The sequence below is a fragment of the Pseudomonas sp. NFACC37-1 genome (assembly GCF_900101575.1).
GTDB lineage: Bacteria > Pseudomonadota > Gammaproteobacteria > Pseudomonadales > Pseudomonadaceae > Aquipseudomonas > Aquipseudomonas fluorescens_AA.
In genome coordinates this window covers 1-12875 of the sequence record NZ_FMUZ01000024.1, presented here as the reverse complement: position 1 = coordinate 12875, position 12875 = coordinate 1, and the positions used below count along the sequence as shown (strand labels likewise).

Genomic DNA, 12875 nt, shown 5'->3' with positions numbered 1-12875 from the left:
AGCCCTTACTTGGAGTAGAGCTCGACAATCAGGCTTTCGTTGATGTCGGCGGACAGATCACTGCGAGCAGGAACGTTCTTGAAAACGCCCGACTTCTTCTCAGTGTCTACTTCTACCCATTCTACGCGGCCACGTTGGGCACACAGATCGAGAGCTTGGACAATGCGAAGTTGGTTCTTTGCTTTCTCGCGAACAGCAACCACGTCACCAGCACGAACCTGGTAGGACGGAACGTTTACGGTCTGACCGTTAACGCTGATCGACTTGTGCGATACCAGCTGACGGGATTCGGCACGAGTAGAACCGAAGCCCATACGGTATACAACGTTGTCCAGACGGCATTCGAGCAGTTGCAACAGGTTTTCGCCGGTTGCGCCTTTCTTGCCAGCTGCTTCTTTGTAGTAGCCGCTGAATTGACGCTCGAGAACGCCGTAGATACGACGGACCTTCTGCTTTTCACGCAGTTGGGTGCCGTAATCGGACTGGCGACCGCGGCGTTGGCCGTGGATACCAGGTGCTGCTTCAATGTTGCACTTCGATTCGATCGCGCGCACGCCGCTCTTCAGAAAAAGATCGGTGCCTTCGCGACGAGCGAGTTTGCATTTTGGACCAATGTAACGAGCCATTCTTTACAATCTCCTGGATTACACGCGGCGCTTCTTCGGCGGACGGCACCCGTTGTGCGGGATTGGCGTCACGTCGGTGATGCTGGCGATCTTGTAGCCACAGCCGTTCAAAGCGCGGACTGCGGATTCACGACCTGGACCTGGACCCTTGACGTTGACGTCGAGGTTTTTCAGGCCGTATTCCAGCGCAGCTTGACCAGCACGCTCAGCAGCTACTTGAGCAGCGAACGGGGTGGACTTGCGGGAACCGCGGAAACCCGAACCACCGGAGGTAGCCCAGGAAAGAGCGTTACCTTGACGGTCGGTAATGGTCACGATGGTGTTGTTAAAAGAAGCATGGATGTGGGCGATGCCATCAACCACTGTCTTTTTAACTTTTTTACGAGGACGAGCAGCAGGTTTTGCCATGATTAAATTCCTGTCGATTCGCTGGGGCGATTACTTGCGGATCGGCTTACGCGGACCTTTACGGGTACGCGCGTTGGTCTTGGTACGCTGACCGCGTACTGGCAGACCACGACGATGACGCAGACCGCGATAGCAACCGAGGTCCATCAAGCGCTTGATTTTCATGTTGATTTCGCGACGCAGGTCACCTTCAGTGGTGAACTTCGCCACTTCGCCACGCAGCTGTTCAATCTGCTCGTCGCTCAGATCTTTGATCTTTGCCGCTGGGTTGACCCCAGTCACTGCACAAATTTTCTGTGCAGTAGTGCGACCAACACCATAGATGTAGGTCAGCGAGATAACAGTATGCTTGTTATCTGGAATGTTGACGCCTGCAATACGGGCCATTCAGTGGGACTCCAATTGACAGCTACCTACGCCCCGGAAGCCAAGAAATAGGGCGCGAGATAATATCGCTGTAATAACAAATAATCAACCCGGCAGCGCACTAGCTGCCGGGCTTAAAGCACAATCACACTCAGCCTTGGCGCTGTTTGTGACGCGGTTCCGCGCTGCAAATTACCCGAACAACACCTTCGCGGCGAATAATCTTGCAGTTGCGGCACAGCTTTTTCACCGATGCACGAACTTTCATCACCAACTCCTCGAACCTTATGGACGCTACTCAGCGCAACATGCCGCTGCCGTAGCCCTTCAGGTTGGCTTTCTTCATCAGGGATTCGTACTGGTGCGAAACGAGGTGCGATTGTACTTGGGACATGAAGTCCATCACAACCACGACCACGATCAGCAACGAGGTCCCGCCAAGGTAGAACGGTACGTTTGCCGCAACCACCAGGAACTGGGGCAACAGACAGACGGCCGTCATGTAAAGAGCACCGAACATGGTCAAGCGAGTCAGAACGCCATCAATGTAGCGCGCAGACTGCTCACCTGGACGGATGCCCGGAATAAAGGCACCGGACTTCTTCAGGTTTTCCGCTACGTCTTTCGGATTGAACATCAACGCCGTATAGAAGAAGCAGAAGAAAATAATCCCTGCACTAAACAGCAGAATATTCAACGGCTGACCAGGAGCGATCGACTGCGAGATGTCCTGCAACCAGCCCATACCTTCAGACTGGCCGAACCAGGCACCCAACGAAGCCGGGAACAGCAGGATGCTGCTCGCGAAAATAGCCGGAATGACGCCGGCCATGTTCACCTTCAACGGCAAGTGGCTGGTCTGCGCAGCAAACACCTTGCGGCCCTGCTGACGCTTGGCGTAGTGAACGGCAATACGCCGCTGACCACGCTCGATGAACACCACGAAACCGATAATCGCTACTGCCAGCAGACCGATGGCAACCAGGGCGAAAATGTTGATATCACCCTGACGCGCAGACTCGAAAGACTGCCCGATCGCTCTCGGAAGACCGGCGACGATACCTGCGAAGATCAACATCGAGATACCGTTGCCAACACCACGCTCAGTAATCTGCTCACCCAGCCACATCATGAACATCGCGCCCGCCACAAACGTGGTTACCGCAACGAAATGAAAGCTGAAGTCAGCAGTGAACGAAACGCCCTGCCCCGCCAGGCCAATGGACATGCCAATGGCCTGAACGAGAGCGAGGACGACAGTGCCGTAGCGGGTGTACTGGCTGATCTTGCGACGGCCAGCTTCACCTTCCTTCTTCAACTGCTCCAACTGCGGGCTGACGGCGCTCATCAGTTGCATGATGATCGATGCCGAAATGTACGGCATGATCCCCAGTGCAAAGATGCTCATCCGCTCCAGCGCGCCGCCGGAAAACATGTTGAACAAGCTAAGAATGGTCCCCTCATTCTGTCGAAACAGGTCCGCGAGTCGGTCCGGGTTGATACCTGGAACCGGGATGTGTGCGCCTATTCGGTAGACGATAATCGCCAGGAACAGAAAACGCAGACGAGCCCAGAGTTCAGACATACCGCCTTTGCCGAGCGCAGAGAGAGCACCTTGCTTAGCCATTTATTCCTCGAACTTGCCGCCAGCTGCTTCGATAGCCGCACGCGCACCTTTGGTGGCGCCGATTCCCTTTCCGATGGTGACAGCACGAGCAACTTCGCCCGACAGCATGATTTTCACACGCTGTACGTTCTGGTTGATCACGTTGGCATCCTTCAGGGACTGCACGGTGACGATGTCGCCGTCCACTTTGGCCAGCTCGGACAGACGCACTTCTGCGCGGTCCATGGCTTTCAGGGAAACGAAACCGAACTTCGGCAGGCGACGATGCAGCGGCTGTTGACCGCCTTCAAAGCCTGGAGCAATAGTGCCACCGGAGCGGGAGGTCTGACCTTTGTGGCCACGGCCACCGGTCTTGCCCAAACCACTACCGATACCACGGCCCGGACGATGCTTTTCGCGACGGGAACCCGGCGCTGGACTCAGATCATTGAGTTTCATCGATTAACCCTCGACACGCAGCATGTAGTAAGCCTTGTTGATCATCCCGCGATTCTCGGGAGTATCCTGGACTTCTACAGTGTGACCGATGCGACGCAGACCCAGACCCTTAACGCACAGTTTGTGGTTAGGGATGCGGCCGGTCATGCTTTTGATCAGCGTTACTTTTACGGTAGCCATGATCAGAAGATCTCCTTGACGCTTTTGCCACGCTTGGCGGCAATGGATTCAGGAGACTGCATTGCTTTCAAACCCTTGAAAGTGGCGTGAACCACGTTTACCGGGTTAGTCGAGCCGTAGCACTTGGCCAGAACGTTCTGAACGCCAGCAACTTCGAGGACAGCACGCATAGCGCCGCCAGCGATGATACCGGTACCTTCAGAAGCAGGCTGCATGTACACCTTCGAAGCGCCGTGGGCGGACTTCATTGCGTACTGCAGGGTGGTGCCGTTCAGATCAACCTGGATCATGTTGCGGCGAGCAGCTTCCATTGCCTTCTGGATCGCAGCAGGCACTTCACGCGACTTGCCACGGCCGAAGCCAACACGGCCTTTACCATCACCCACTACGGTCAACGCAGTGAAAGTGAAGATACGGCCGCCTTTAACGGTTTTGGCTACGCGGTTAACTTGAACCAGCTTCTCGATGTAGCCTTCGTCGCGCTTTTGGTCGTTATTTGACATAACTTAGAACTCCAGCCCAGCTTCACGAGCAGCATCAGCCAGCGCCTTGACGCGGCCGTGGTACTTGAAGCCAGAGCGGTCGAAAGCCACCTGCGAGACGCCAGCGGCTTTAGCACGCGTAGCGACCAGCTGGCCAACCTTAGTGGCCGCGTCGATGTTGCCAGTGGCGCCATCACGCAGTTCTTTATCCAAAGTCGAGGCACTTGCCAGGACTTTGTTGCCGTCGGCCGAAATGACCTGGGCGTAGATGTGCTGCGACGAGCGGAACACGCAGAGACGCACGACTTCGAGTTCGTGCATTTTCAGGCGTGCTTTGCGAGCGCGACGCAGTCGAGTAACTTTTTTGTCGGTCATTTGCTATGCCCTACTTCTTCTTGGCTTCTTTACGACGGACGACTTCGTCCGCGTAGCGCACACCTTTGCCTTTGTACGGCTCTGGTGGACGGAAGTCGCGGATCTCGGCGGCCACTTGACCTACCAGCTGCTTGTCGATGCCCTTGATCAGGATATCGGTCTGGCTAGGAGTCTCAGCGGTGATGCCTTCCGGCAGTTCATAATCCACTGGGTGCGAGAAGCCAAGAGCCAGGTTCAGCACTGTGCCTTTTGCTTGCGCTTTGTAACCAACACCGACCAGCTGGAGCTTGCGCTCGAAGCCTTGGCTTACGCCTTGGACCATGTTGTTTACCAACGCACGAGTGGTACCAGCCATTGCGCGAGTCTGTTGATCGCCATTGCGAGCAGCGAAACGCAGCTCACCAGCTTCTTCAACGATCTCAACGGACGAATGGATGTTCAGTTGCAGAGTGCCCTTGGCACCCTTCACCGAAAGCTGTTGGCCTGCGAATTTGACTTCGACACCGGCTGGCAGCTTAACGGGGTTCTTAGCGACGCGTGACATGCTTATCCCCCCTTAGAACACAGTGCAAAGAACTTCGCCGCCGACACCGGCAGCGCGCGCAGCACGATCCGTCATCACACCCTTGTTGGTGGAGACGATAGACACGCCCAGGCCGCCACGAACTTTTGGCAGATCCTCGACGGACTTGTACTGACGCAGGCCAGGACGGCTAACGCGCTTCACTTCCTCGATGACCGGACGGCCTTCGAAGTACTTCAGCTCGATGGACAGCAGAGGCTTGATTTCGCTGCTGATCTGATAACCCGCAATGTAACCTTCGTCCTTCAGGACTTTGGCAACAGCTACCTTCAACGTAGAAGATGGCATGCTTACGACGGACTTTTCAGCCATCTGGGCATTACGGATACGAGTTAGCATGTCCGCTAACGGGTCCTGCATACTCATGGGCTAGACGCTCCTAATACACAAAAAATTAGCCTTTCGGCTAGTACGTGTCGCCGAGCACATCCGCGCAATAAAAACACGGGCTCAGGCGAGCCGGGTATTCTAGACATACCCCACAAATGAATCAAGCCCCAATAGGGGCTTGATTCAAGTTCAAGGTCACCGACGGTCAGGATCTTACGAACCCGAACGCCGCGACTTTGACAGTGCTTACCAGCTGGCTTTAACCAGACCTGGAACGTCACCACGCATTGCAGCTTGACGCAACATGTTACGGCCGAGGCCGAACTTGCGGTACACGCCGTGCGGACGACCAGTCAGGCGGCAGCGGTTACGCATGCGCGAGGCGCTTGCGTCACGTGGCTGCTTCTGCAGGGCTACGGTAGCTTCCCAACGTGCTTCTGGACTTGCGTTCAGATCAACGATGATAGCTTTCAGCGCTGCACGCTTGGTGGCGTACTTGGCAACGGTGAGCTGACGCTTCAGCTCACGGTTTTTCATGCTCTTCTTGGCCATTTTCCTACTCCAATCAGTTGCGGAACGGGAATTTGAAAGCGCGCAGCAGTGCGCGACCTTCGTCATCCGTCCGAGCAGTGGTGGTCAGGGTAATGTCCAGACCGCGGAGAGCGTCGATCTTGTCGTAATCGATTTCCGGGAAAATGATCTGCTCTTTAACGCCCATGCTGTAGTTGCCACGACCATCGAAGGACTTGGCATTCAGGCCGCGGAAGTCGCGAACCCGAGGCAGGGAGATCGACAGCAGACGATCCAGGAACTCGTACATACGCTCACGGCGCAGGGTCACTTTGACGCCGATCGGCCAACCTTCACGGACTTTAAAGCCAGCGATGGATTTCCGAGCGTAAGTCACGACGACTTTCTGACCGGTGATCTTTTCCAGGTCAGCAACAGCGTGCTCGATGACTTTTTTGTCGCCGATCGCTTCGCCCAGACCCATGTTCAGGGTGATTTTGGTAACGCGCGGAACTTCCATCACGTTCGAAAGCTTAAGTTCTTCCTTAAGTTTCGGTGCGATTTCCTTCCGGTAAATCTCTTTTAGTCGTGCCATGGTCTTCTACCTAGCAGTGTTCAAGCATCAACCGCTTTTTGGGTCGACTTGAAGACACGAATTTTCTTACCGTCTTCTACTTTGAAACCAACGCGGTCAGCCTTGTTGGTTTCGCCGTTGAAGATGGCGACGTTGGAAGCGTGCAGTGGCGCTTCTTTCTCGACGATACCGCCCTGTACGCCCGACATCGGGTTAGGCTTGGTATGACGCTTGACCAGGTTCAGACCACCAACAACCAGACGGTTGTCAGCAAGAACCTTCAGCACCTTACCGCGCTTACCTTTGTCTTTGCCGGCGATCACGATGATCTCGTCGTCACGACGAATCTTTTGCATGTCGGATCTCCTTACAGCACTTCTGGGGCGAGCGAGACGATCTTCATGAACTTCTCAGTACGAAGTTCACGGGTCACTGGCCCAAAGATACGGGTGCCGATCGGCTCTTGCTTGTTGTTCAACAGAACAGCAGCGTTGCCATCAAAGCGGATGATGGAGCCGTCAGCACGACGAACGCCATGGCGAGTGCGGACTACGACAGCAGTCATCACTTGGCCTTTTTTCACCTTACCGCGAGGAATTGCTTCCTTGACGGTAACTTTGATGATGTCACCGATACCAGCGTAACGACGATGGGAGCCACCCAGCACCTTGATGCACATAACACGGCGAGCGCCGCTGTTATCGGCCACATCGAGCATGGATTGAGTCTGAATCATATAATTTCTCCGACCCCTAGCCCTTAGACTTCCACAGCGCGTTCGAGAACATCAACCAGCGCCCAAGACTTGGTCTTGGCCATCGGACGAGTTTCACGAATAGTGACTTTGTCGCCGATGTGGCACTGATTGGTTTCGTCGTGCGCGTGCAGCTTAGTCGAACGCTTAACGTATTTACCGTAGATCGGGTGCTTAACGCGACGCTCGATCAGAACGGTGATGGTTTTGTCCATCTTGTCGCTGACAACACGGCCAGTCAGCGTACGGACAGTTTTTTCGGCTTCAGCCATGATTACTTACCTGCCTGCTGGTTGAGCACAGTTTTCACGCGAGCGATATCACGCTTAACTTGCGAGAGCAGATGAGACTGCCCCAACTGGCCAGTTGCTTTCTGCATACGCAGATTGAACTGGTCGCGCAGCAGGCCGAGCAGTTGCTCGTTCAGCTGCTGTGCTGATTTTTCACGAAGTTCATTCGCTTTCATCACATCACCGTCCGTTTAACAAAGGCGGTGGCGAGCGGCAGCTTTGCAGCAGCCAGGGCAAAAGCCTCACGCGCCAGCTCTTCAGTTACACCCTCGATTTCATACAGGACTTTGCCTGGCTGAATCTGGGCAACCCAGTATTCGACGTTACCCTTACCTTTACCCATCCGAACTTCGAGTGGCTTCTTGGAAATAGGCTTGTCCGGGAATACACGGATCCAGATCTTGCCACCACGTTTTACGTGACGGGTCAGAGCACGACGCGCTGACTCGATCTGACGAGCGGTGAGACGACCACGAGCAACAGACTTCAGCGCGAACTCGCCGAAGCTGACTTTGCTACCGCGCAATGCCAGGCCACGGTTGTGACCGGTCATTTGCTTGCGGAACTTCGTACGCTTTGGTTGCAACATTTGGCGTACCCCTTACTTAGCAGCTTTTTTACGAGGCGCTGGTGCTTGTGGCTTCAGCTCTTCTTGGCGACCACCAATTACTTCGCCTTTGAAGATCCAAACCTTTACACCGATCACACCGTAGGTGGTGTGAGCTTCGTAGTTGGCATAGTCGATGTCGGCACGCAGGGTGTGCAGTGGCACACGACCTTCGCGATACCATTCAGTACGTGCGATTTCAGCACCGCCGAGACGACCGCTCACTTGGATTTTGATGCCTTTGGCACCAATGCGCATGGCGTTCTGTACAGCGCGCTTCATAGCGCGACGGAACATTACGCGACGCTCCAGCTGCTGAGCTACGCTCTGCGCAACCAGCATACCGTCGAGCTCCGGCTTGCGGATCTCTTCGATATTGATGTGCACAGGCACACCCATTTGCTTGGTCAGGTCCTGACGCAGTTTCTCAACATCTTCACCTTTCTTCCCGATAACGATACCTGGACGAGCGGTGTGGATGGTGATACGTGCAGTCTGCGCCGGACGATGGATATCGATACGGCTTACGGACGCGCTTTTTAGTTTGTCTTGGAGATACTCACGCACCTTCAGATCAGCGAACAAGTAGTCCGCATAAGTCCGACCGTCTGCGTACCAGACGGAGGTGTGCTCCTTGACGATTCCCAGGCGAATGCCAATGGGATGTACTTTCTGACCCATCTCTTCGACTCCGTTACTTGTCAGCAACCTTGACAGTGATATGGCAAGACCGCTTGACGATGCGATCAGCACGGCCTTTGGCACGTGGCATGATGCGCTTCAGCGAACGCCCTTCGTTGACGAAAACGGTGCTGACCTTCAGGTCATCAACGTCTGCGCCTTCGTTATGCTCGGCGTTGGCTACGGCCGACTCCAGCACTTTCTTCATGATCTCGGCGGCTTTCTTACTGCTGAAAGCCAACAGGTTGAGCGCTTCGCCCACCTTCTTCCCGCGGATCTGGTCGGCGACCAAGCGGGCTTTCTGGGCGGAGATTCGAGCGCCCGACAACTTAGCGGCTACTTCCATTTCCTTACCCCTTAACGCTTGGCTTTCTTGTCAGCCACGTGCCCACGGTATGTGCGGGTACCGGCGAACTCGCCCAGTTTGTGGCCGACCATGTCTTCGTTCACGAGAACTGGGACGTGTTGGCGACCGTTGTGTACTGCGATGGTCAGACCGACCATTTGTGGCAGGATCATCGAACGACGCGACCAGGTCTTAACTGGTTTGCGATCGTTCTTTTCCGCCGCCACTTCGATCTTCTTCAGTAGGTGAAGATCAATAAAAGGACCTTTTTTCAGAGAACGTGGCACTGTCGTATCCCTCTATTTACTTGCGACGACGGACGATCATTTTGTCGGTACGCTTATTACCACGAGTCTTCGCGCCCTTAGTCGGGAAGCCCCATGGCGATACCGGATGACGACCACCAGAGGTACGACCTTCACCACCACCATGTGGGTGGTCAACCGGGTTCATGGCAACACCACGAACGGTTGGGCGAACGCCACGCCAGCGCTTGGCACCAGCTTTACCCAACGAACGCAGGCTGTGCTCGGAGTTCGAGACTTCGCCCAGGGTCGCACGGCATTCAGCCAGTACTTTACGCATCTCACCAGAACGCAGACGCAGGGTCACGTAGACACCTTCACGAGCGATCAGCTGAGCCGAAGCACCAGCGGAACGAGCGATCTGTGCGCCTTTACCTGGCTTCAATTCGATGCCGTGTACGGTGCTACCAACTGGAATGTTACGCAGTTGCAGAGCGTTGCCCGGCTTGATCGGTGCCAGGGCACCTGCGATCAGCTGGTCGCCAGCACTCACGCCTTTAGGGGCGATGATGTAGCGACGCTCGCCATCTGCGTACAGCAGCAGAGCGATGTGAGCAGTACGGTTTGGATCGTATTCGATACGCTCGACGGTGGCAGCGATGCCATCCTTGTCGTTGCGACGGAAGTCGACCAGACGATAATGCTGCTTATGACCACCACCGATGTGACGAGTGGTAATACGGCCATTGTTGTTACGACCACCAGACTTCGATTTTTTCTCGAGCAGCGGTGCGTGAGGAGCGCCTTTATGCAGCTCCTGGTTGACCACCTTGACCACAAAACGGCGGCCAGGGGAAGTCGGTTTGCATTTAACGATTGCCATGATGCACCCCTTCCTTACTCAGCACTGCTGCTGAAATCGAGATCTTGGCCTGGCTGAAGGGAGATAACTGCCTTCTTCCAGTCATTACGCTTGCCCAGACCGCGAGCAGTGCGCTTGCTTTTACCCAGAACATTCAGGGTAGTCACGCGCTCTACTTTCACGCTGAACAGGCTTTCGACGGCCTTCTTGATTTCCAGCTTGGTTGCGTCGGTAGCAACCTTGAAAACGAACTGGCCTTTCTTGTCTGCCAGAACCGTAGCCTTCTCGGAAACGTGCGGGCCAAGCAGAACTTTAAATACGCGTTCCTGGTTCATCCCAGCAGCTCCTCGAATTTCTTCACGGCCGACACGGTGATCAACACCTTGTCGTATGCGATCAGACTGACCGGATCGGAACCCTGCACGTCACGAACGTCGACGTGTGGCAGGTTGCGAGCAGCCAGGTACAGGTTCTGATCAACAGCGTCAGACACGATCAGGACGTCAGTCAGGCCCATGCCGTTCAGCTTGTTCAGCAGATCTTTGGTTTTCGGTGCTTCAACAGCGAAGTCCTGAACCACGACCAGACGATCAGTACGCACCAGCTCAGCAAGGATGGAACGCATTGCTGCGCGATACATCTTCTTGTTCAGCTTCTGGGAGTGATCCTGAGGACGAGCTGCGAAAGTGGTACCGCCGCCACGCCAGATTGGGCTACGGATAGTACCGGCACGAGCACGGCCAGTACCTTTCTGACGCCATGGGCGCTTGCCGCCACCGGAAACGTCGGAACGGGTCTTTTGCTGCTTGCTACCTTGACGGCCGCCGGCCATGTAGGCCACGACTGCTTGGTGAACCAGCGTCTCGTTGAATTCGCCGCCAAATGTCAGTTCGGAAACTTCGATCGCTTGAGCGTCATTTACATTTAATTGCATGTCAGCTTCCCCTTAACCGCGAGCCTTGGCTGCTGGACGTACAACCAAGTTGCCGCCAGTAGCGCCAGGAACAGCGCCCTTGACCAACAACAGATTGCGTTCAGCGTCCACGCGCACTACTTCGAGGGACTGCACGGTCACGCGCTCAGCGCCCATATGACCGGACATTTTTTTGCCCTTGAATACACGACCAGGAGTCTGGCACTGGCCGATAGAGCCTGGAACGCGGTGGGATACGGAGTTACCGTGGGTGTTATCTTGCCCGCGGAAGTTCCAACGCTTGATCGTACCCTGGAAGCCTTTACCCTTGGACTGACCGGTTACATCAACCAGTTGACCAGCGGCGAAGATTTCAGCGTTGATCAGATCGCCGGCCTGGTACTCGCCTTCTTCAAGGCGGAATTCCATTACGGTACGACCAGCGGCAACGTTCGCCTTGGCGAAGTGGCCAGCCTGAGCTGCTGTTACACGCGAAGCACGACGCTCGCCGACAGTGACTTGCACTGCACGATAGCCATCGGTCTCTTCAGTTTTGAACTGGGTGACGCGATTCGGCTCGATCTCAATGACCGTGACCGGAATGGAGACACCTTCTTCGGTGAAAATACGGGTCATACCGCATTTACGACCGACTACACCAATAGTCATGTTGTAAACCTCATGAGTGTACGGGGCTTTCACCCGCTATGGCCGCCCATTTCAGAGCGTTACACGACTAAGACCGAGTCTTAGCCGAGGCTGATCTGCACTTCCACACCGGCCGCAAGATCGAGCTTCATAAGAGCATCAACGGTTTTATCCGTTGGCTGGACGATGTCCAGAACGCGCTTATGAGTACGGATCTCGTACTGGTCACGCGCGTCTTTGTTGACGTGCGGGGAGACCAGAACGGTGAACCGCTCTTTACGGGTAGGCAGTGGAATTGGACCACGCACTTGAGCACCAGTACGTTTCGCGGTTTCCACGATTTCCTGGGTGGATTGGTCGATCAGGCGATGGTCAAAAGCCTTCAACCTGATACGGATTTGCTGATTTTGCATTGGATTTCAGACTCCGGCTGCTATTCCCACCGGGCGCAATACGCCCGTTAAAAGGAGGCGCAATTCTATAGACGCCCCTGGTAGGTGTCAACCCAATAAAAAAGCCCCCGCTAAGCGGGGGCTTTTCAACTCATCAAGCTGACTCTAAAAGAGACTTACTCGATGACTTTGGCTACGACGCCAGCGCCGACGGTACGACCGCCTTCACGGATAGCGAAACGCAGACCGTCTTCCATCGCGATGGTCTTGATCAGGGTAACAGTCATCTGAATGTTGTCACCTGGCATTACCATTTCAACGCCTTCTGGCAGCTCGCAGTTACCAGTCACGTCAGTTGTACGGAAGTAGAACTGTGGACGGTAGCCTTTGAAGAACGGAGTGTGACGACCGCCTTCTTCCTTGCTCAGAACGTAAACTTCTGCGGTGAACTTGGTGTGCGGCTTGACGGTGCCTGGCTTGACCAGAACCTGGCCACGCTCAACGTCGTCACGCTTGGTGCCGCGCAGCAGTACGCCGCAGTTCTCGCCAGCACGACCTTCGTCGAGCAGCTTGCGGAACATTTCAACGCCGGTGCAGGTAGTTTTCTGAGTGTCGCGCAGACCGACGATCTCAACTTC

The 12875-nt window shown here is 55.1% G+C and carries 27 protein-coding genes; all 27 read right to left on the bottom strand.

The window, feature by feature from the left end:
* Positions 1-5: 5 nt before the first annotated feature.
* Complete coding sequence (gene rpsD, locus BLP82_RS21585; RefSeq protein WP_003176404.1) at positions 6-626, bottom strand: 30S ribosomal protein S4; 621 nt, start codon at positions 624-626, stop codon at positions 6-8.
* A gap of 18 nt (positions 627-644) precedes the next feature.
* Positions 645-1034: a 30S ribosomal protein S11 gene (gene rpsK, locus BLP82_RS21580; protein ID WP_002555466.1), complete on the bottom strand. Its 390-nt coding sequence runs from the start codon at positions 1032-1034 to the stop codon at positions 645-647.
* 30 nt (positions 1035-1064) lie between these two features.
* A complete protein-coding gene (rpsM, locus tag BLP82_RS21575; RefSeq protein WP_003186020.1) occupies positions 1065-1421 on the bottom strand; it encodes a 30S ribosomal protein S13 in 357 nt (118 codons plus the stop codon).
* 130 nt (positions 1422-1551) lie between these two features.
* On the bottom strand, positions 1552-1668 hold the full coding sequence (gene rpmJ, locus BLP82_RS21570) for a 50S ribosomal protein L36 (protein WP_002555468.1): 117 nt from the start codon (positions 1666-1668) through the stop codon (positions 1552-1554).
* A 30-nt stretch (positions 1669-1698) separates the two neighbouring features.
* Entirely contained in the window at positions 1699-3027 is a 1329-nt protein-coding gene (gene secY / locus BLP82_RS21565) for a preprotein translocase subunit SecY (protein ID WP_003186029.1), read from the bottom strand.
* Entirely contained in the window at positions 3028-3465 is a 438-nt protein-coding gene (gene rplO, locus BLP82_RS21560; RefSeq protein ID WP_003186032.1) for a 50S ribosomal protein L15, read from the bottom strand.
* Positions 3466-3468: 3 nt separating this feature from the next.
* Complete coding sequence (gene rpmD, locus BLP82_RS21555) at positions 3469-3645, bottom strand: 50S ribosomal protein L30 (protein WP_003176408.1); 177 nt, start codon at positions 3643-3645, stop codon at positions 3469-3471.
* A 2-nt stretch (positions 3646-3647) separates the two neighbouring features.
* Positions 3648-4148 carry a 30S ribosomal protein S5 gene (rpsE, locus tag BLP82_RS21550; RefSeq protein WP_003186035.1) on the bottom strand — a complete coding sequence of 167 codons (501 nt, stop codon included), beginning with the start codon at positions 4146-4148 and terminating at the stop codon, positions 3648-3650.
* Between the two features lie 3 nt (positions 4149-4151).
* Positions 4152-4502 carry a 50S ribosomal protein L18 gene (rplR, locus tag BLP82_RS21545; RefSeq protein ID WP_003186037.1) on the bottom strand — a complete coding sequence of 117 codons (351 nt, stop codon included), beginning with the start codon at positions 4500-4502 and terminating at the stop codon, positions 4152-4154.
* A gap of 10 nt (positions 4503-4512) precedes the next feature.
* Positions 4513-5046, bottom strand: a complete 534-nt coding sequence (gene rplF, locus BLP82_RS21540; protein ID WP_003186039.1) for a 50S ribosomal protein L6 — start codon at positions 5044-5046, stop codon at positions 4513-4515.
* Positions 5047-5058: 12 nt separating this feature from the next.
* Positions 5059-5451 carry a 30S ribosomal protein S8 gene (gene rpsH / locus BLP82_RS21535; RefSeq protein ID WP_017848802.1) on the bottom strand — a complete coding sequence of 131 codons (393 nt, stop codon included), beginning with the start codon at positions 5449-5451 and terminating at the stop codon, positions 5059-5061.
* 210 nt (positions 5452-5661) lie between these two features.
* Positions 5662-5967, bottom strand: a complete 306-nt coding sequence (gene rpsN, locus BLP82_RS21530) for a 30S ribosomal protein S14 (protein WP_003186042.1) — start codon at positions 5965-5967, stop codon at positions 5662-5664.
* A 13-nt stretch (positions 5968-5980) separates the two neighbouring features.
* Positions 5981-6520 carry a 50S ribosomal protein L5 gene (gene rplE, locus BLP82_RS21525; RefSeq protein WP_003186044.1) on the bottom strand — a complete coding sequence of 180 codons (540 nt, stop codon included), beginning with the start codon at positions 6518-6520 and terminating at the stop codon, positions 5981-5983.
* 20 nt (positions 6521-6540) lie between these two features.
* Positions 6541-6855 (bottom strand): 50S ribosomal protein L24, encoded by a 315-nt coding sequence (gene rplX, locus BLP82_RS21520; RefSeq protein WP_003186046.1) that lies wholly within the window; start codon positions 6853-6855, stop codon positions 6541-6543.
* Between the two features lie 11 nt (positions 6856-6866).
* A complete protein-coding gene (rplN, locus tag BLP82_RS21515) occupies positions 6867-7235 on the bottom strand; it encodes a 50S ribosomal protein L14 (RefSeq protein ID WP_002555479.1) in 369 nt (122 codons plus the stop codon).
* A 23-nt stretch (positions 7236-7258) separates the two neighbouring features.
* Positions 7259-7525 carry a 30S ribosomal protein S17 gene (gene rpsQ, locus BLP82_RS21510; protein WP_003194644.1) on the bottom strand — a complete coding sequence of 89 codons (267 nt, stop codon included), beginning with the start codon at positions 7523-7525 and terminating at the stop codon, positions 7259-7261.
* 2 nt (positions 7526-7527) lie between these two features.
* On the bottom strand, positions 7528-7719 hold the full coding sequence (gene rpmC, locus BLP82_RS21505) for a 50S ribosomal protein L29 (protein ID WP_002555481.1): 192 nt from the start codon (positions 7717-7719) through the stop codon (positions 7528-7530).
* Complete coding sequence (gene rplP, locus BLP82_RS21500; protein ID WP_025215754.1) at positions 7719-8132, bottom strand: 50S ribosomal protein L16; 414 nt, start codon at positions 8130-8132, stop codon at positions 7719-7721. The genes rpmC and rplP overlap by 1 nt, the downstream gene beginning before the upstream one ends.
* Positions 8133-8144: 12 nt before the next feature.
* On the bottom strand, positions 8145-8831 hold the full coding sequence (gene rpsC, locus BLP82_RS21495; RefSeq protein WP_003176422.1) for a 30S ribosomal protein S3: 687 nt from the start codon (positions 8829-8831) through the stop codon (positions 8145-8147).
* 13 nt (positions 8832-8844) lie between these two features.
* Entirely contained in the window at positions 8845-9177 is a 333-nt protein-coding gene (gene rplV / locus BLP82_RS21490; protein WP_003103908.1) for a 50S ribosomal protein L22, read from the bottom strand.
* An 11-nt stretch (positions 9178-9188) separates the two neighbouring features.
* Entirely contained in the window at positions 9189-9464 is a 276-nt protein-coding gene (rpsS, locus tag BLP82_RS21485; RefSeq protein WP_002555486.1) for a 30S ribosomal protein S19, read from the bottom strand.
* Positions 9465-9480: 16 nt separating this feature from the next.
* Positions 9481-10305 (bottom strand): 50S ribosomal protein L2, encoded by an 825-nt coding sequence (gene rplB / locus BLP82_RS21480; protein ID WP_003186055.1) that lies wholly within the window; start codon positions 10303-10305, stop codon positions 9481-9483.
* A gap of 14 nt (positions 10306-10319) precedes the next feature.
* Positions 10320-10619, bottom strand: a complete 300-nt coding sequence (rplW, locus tag BLP82_RS21475; protein WP_002555488.1) for a 50S ribosomal protein L23 — start codon at positions 10617-10619, stop codon at positions 10320-10322.
* A complete protein-coding gene (gene rplD / locus BLP82_RS21470; protein WP_003186057.1) occupies positions 10616-11218 on the bottom strand; it encodes a 50S ribosomal protein L4 in 603 nt (200 codons plus the stop codon). Before rplD ends, rplW begins: the two co-directional genes overlap by 4 nt.
* A gap of 12 nt (positions 11219-11230) precedes the next feature.
* Complete coding sequence (rplC, locus tag BLP82_RS21465) at positions 11231-11866, bottom strand: 50S ribosomal protein L3 (protein ID WP_003186059.1); 636 nt, start codon at positions 11864-11866, stop codon at positions 11231-11233.
* A gap of 80 nt (positions 11867-11946) precedes the next feature.
* A complete protein-coding gene (rpsJ, locus tag BLP82_RS21460) occupies positions 11947-12258 on the bottom strand; it encodes a 30S ribosomal protein S10 (protein ID WP_003186070.1) in 312 nt (103 codons plus the stop codon).
* Between the two features lie 155 nt (positions 12259-12413).
* Positions 12414-12875: EF-Tu C-terminal domain-related protein (locus tag BLP82_RS21455; protein WP_092172864.1), on the bottom strand; the 462-nt coding region annotated here is incomplete at its 5' end.

What these genes read in the sequence shown, in the direction of transcription:
- rpsE (WP_003186035.1), bottom strand. Translation starts at nt 4,148, where the DNA reads ATGTCAAATAACGACCAAAAGCGCGACGAAGGCTACATCGAGAAGCTG.
- rpsK (WP_002555466.1), bottom strand. Translation starts at nt 1,034, where the DNA reads ATGGCAAAACCTGCTGCTCGTCCTCGTAAAAAAGTTAAAAAGACAGTG.
- rplP (WP_025215754.1), bottom strand. Translation starts at nt 8,132, where the DNA reads ATGTTGCAACCAAAGCGTACGAAGTTCCGCAAGCAAATGACCGGTCAC.
- rpmC (WP_002555481.1), bottom strand. Translation starts at nt 7,719, where the DNA reads ATGAAAGCGAATGAACTTCGTGAAAAATCAGCACAGCAGCTGAACGAG.
- rpsD (WP_003176404.1), bottom strand. Translation starts at nt 626, where the DNA reads ATGGCTCGTTACATTGGTCCAAAATGCAAACTCGCTCGTCGCGAAGGC.
- rpsC (WP_003176422.1), bottom strand. Translation starts at nt 8,831, where the DNA reads ATGGGTCAGAAAGTACATCCCATTGGCATTCGCCTGGGAATCGTCAAG.
- rpmD (WP_003176408.1), bottom strand. Translation starts at nt 3,645, where the DNA reads ATGGCTACCGTAAAAGTAACGCTGATCAAAAGCATGACCGGCCGCATC.
- rpmJ (WP_002555468.1), bottom strand. Translation starts at nt 1,668, where the DNA reads ATGAAAGTTCGTGCATCGGTGAAAAAGCTGTGCCGCAACTGCAAGATT.
- rpsJ (WP_003186070.1), bottom strand. Translation starts at nt 12,258, where the DNA reads ATGCAAAATCAGCAAATCCGTATCAGGTTGAAGGCTTTTGACCATCGC.
- rplN (WP_002555479.1), bottom strand. Translation starts at nt 7,235, where the DNA reads ATGATTCAGACTCAATCCATGCTCGATGTGGCCGATAACAGCGGCGCT.
- rplO (WP_003186032.1), bottom strand. Translation starts at nt 3,465, where the DNA reads ATGAAACTCAATGATCTGAGTCCAGCGCCGGGTTCCCGTCGCGAAAAG.
- rpsQ (WP_003194644.1), bottom strand. Translation starts at nt 7,525, where the DNA reads ATGGCTGAAGCCGAAAAAACTGTCCGTACGCTGACTGGCCGTGTTGTC.
- rplW (WP_002555488.1), bottom strand. Translation starts at nt 10,619, where the DNA reads ATGAACCAGGAACGCGTATTTAAAGTTCTGCTTGGCCCGCACGTTTCC.
- rpsH (WP_017848802.1), bottom strand. Translation starts at nt 5,451, where the DNA reads ATGAGTATGCAGGACCCGTTAGCGGACATGCTAACTCGTATCCGTAAT.
- rplC (WP_003186059.1), bottom strand. Translation starts at nt 11,866, where the DNA reads ATGACTATTGGTGTAGTCGGTCGTAAATGCGGTATGACCCGTATTTTC.
- rplR (WP_003186037.1), bottom strand. Translation starts at nt 4,502, where the DNA reads ATGACCGACAAAAAAGTTACTCGACTGCGTCGCGCTCGCAAAGCACGC.
- rplX (WP_003186046.1), bottom strand. Translation starts at nt 6,855, where the DNA reads ATGCAAAAGATTCGTCGTGACGACGAGATCATCGTGATCGCCGGCAAA.
- rplE (WP_003186044.1), bottom strand. Translation starts at nt 6,520, where the DNA reads ATGGCACGACTAAAAGAGATTTACCGGAAGGAAATCGCACCGAAACTT.
- rplF (WP_003186039.1), bottom strand. Translation starts at nt 5,046, where the DNA reads ATGTCACGCGTCGCTAAGAACCCCGTTAAGCTGCCAGCCGGTGTCGAA.
- rplB (WP_003186055.1), bottom strand. Translation starts at nt 10,305, where the DNA reads ATGGCAATCGTTAAATGCAAACCGACTTCCCCTGGCCGCCGTTTTGTG.
- rplV (WP_003103908.1), bottom strand. Translation starts at nt 9,177, where the DNA reads ATGGAAGTAGCCGCTAAGTTGTCGGGCGCTCGAATCTCCGCCCAGAAA.
- rpsM (WP_003186020.1), bottom strand. Translation starts at nt 1,421, where the DNA reads ATGGCCCGTATTGCAGGCGTCAACATTCCAGATAACAAGCATACTGTT.
- rpsN (WP_003186042.1), bottom strand. Translation starts at nt 5,967, where the DNA reads ATGGCCAAGAAGAGCATGAAAAACCGTGAGCTGAAGCGTCAGCTCACC.
- secY (WP_003186029.1), bottom strand. Translation starts at nt 3,027, where the DNA reads ATGGCTAAGCAAGGTGCTCTCTCTGCGCTCGGCAAAGGCGGTATGTCT.
- rplD (WP_003186057.1), bottom strand. Translation starts at nt 11,218, where the DNA reads ATGCAATTAAATGTAAATGACGCTCAAGCGATCGAAGTTTCCGAACTG.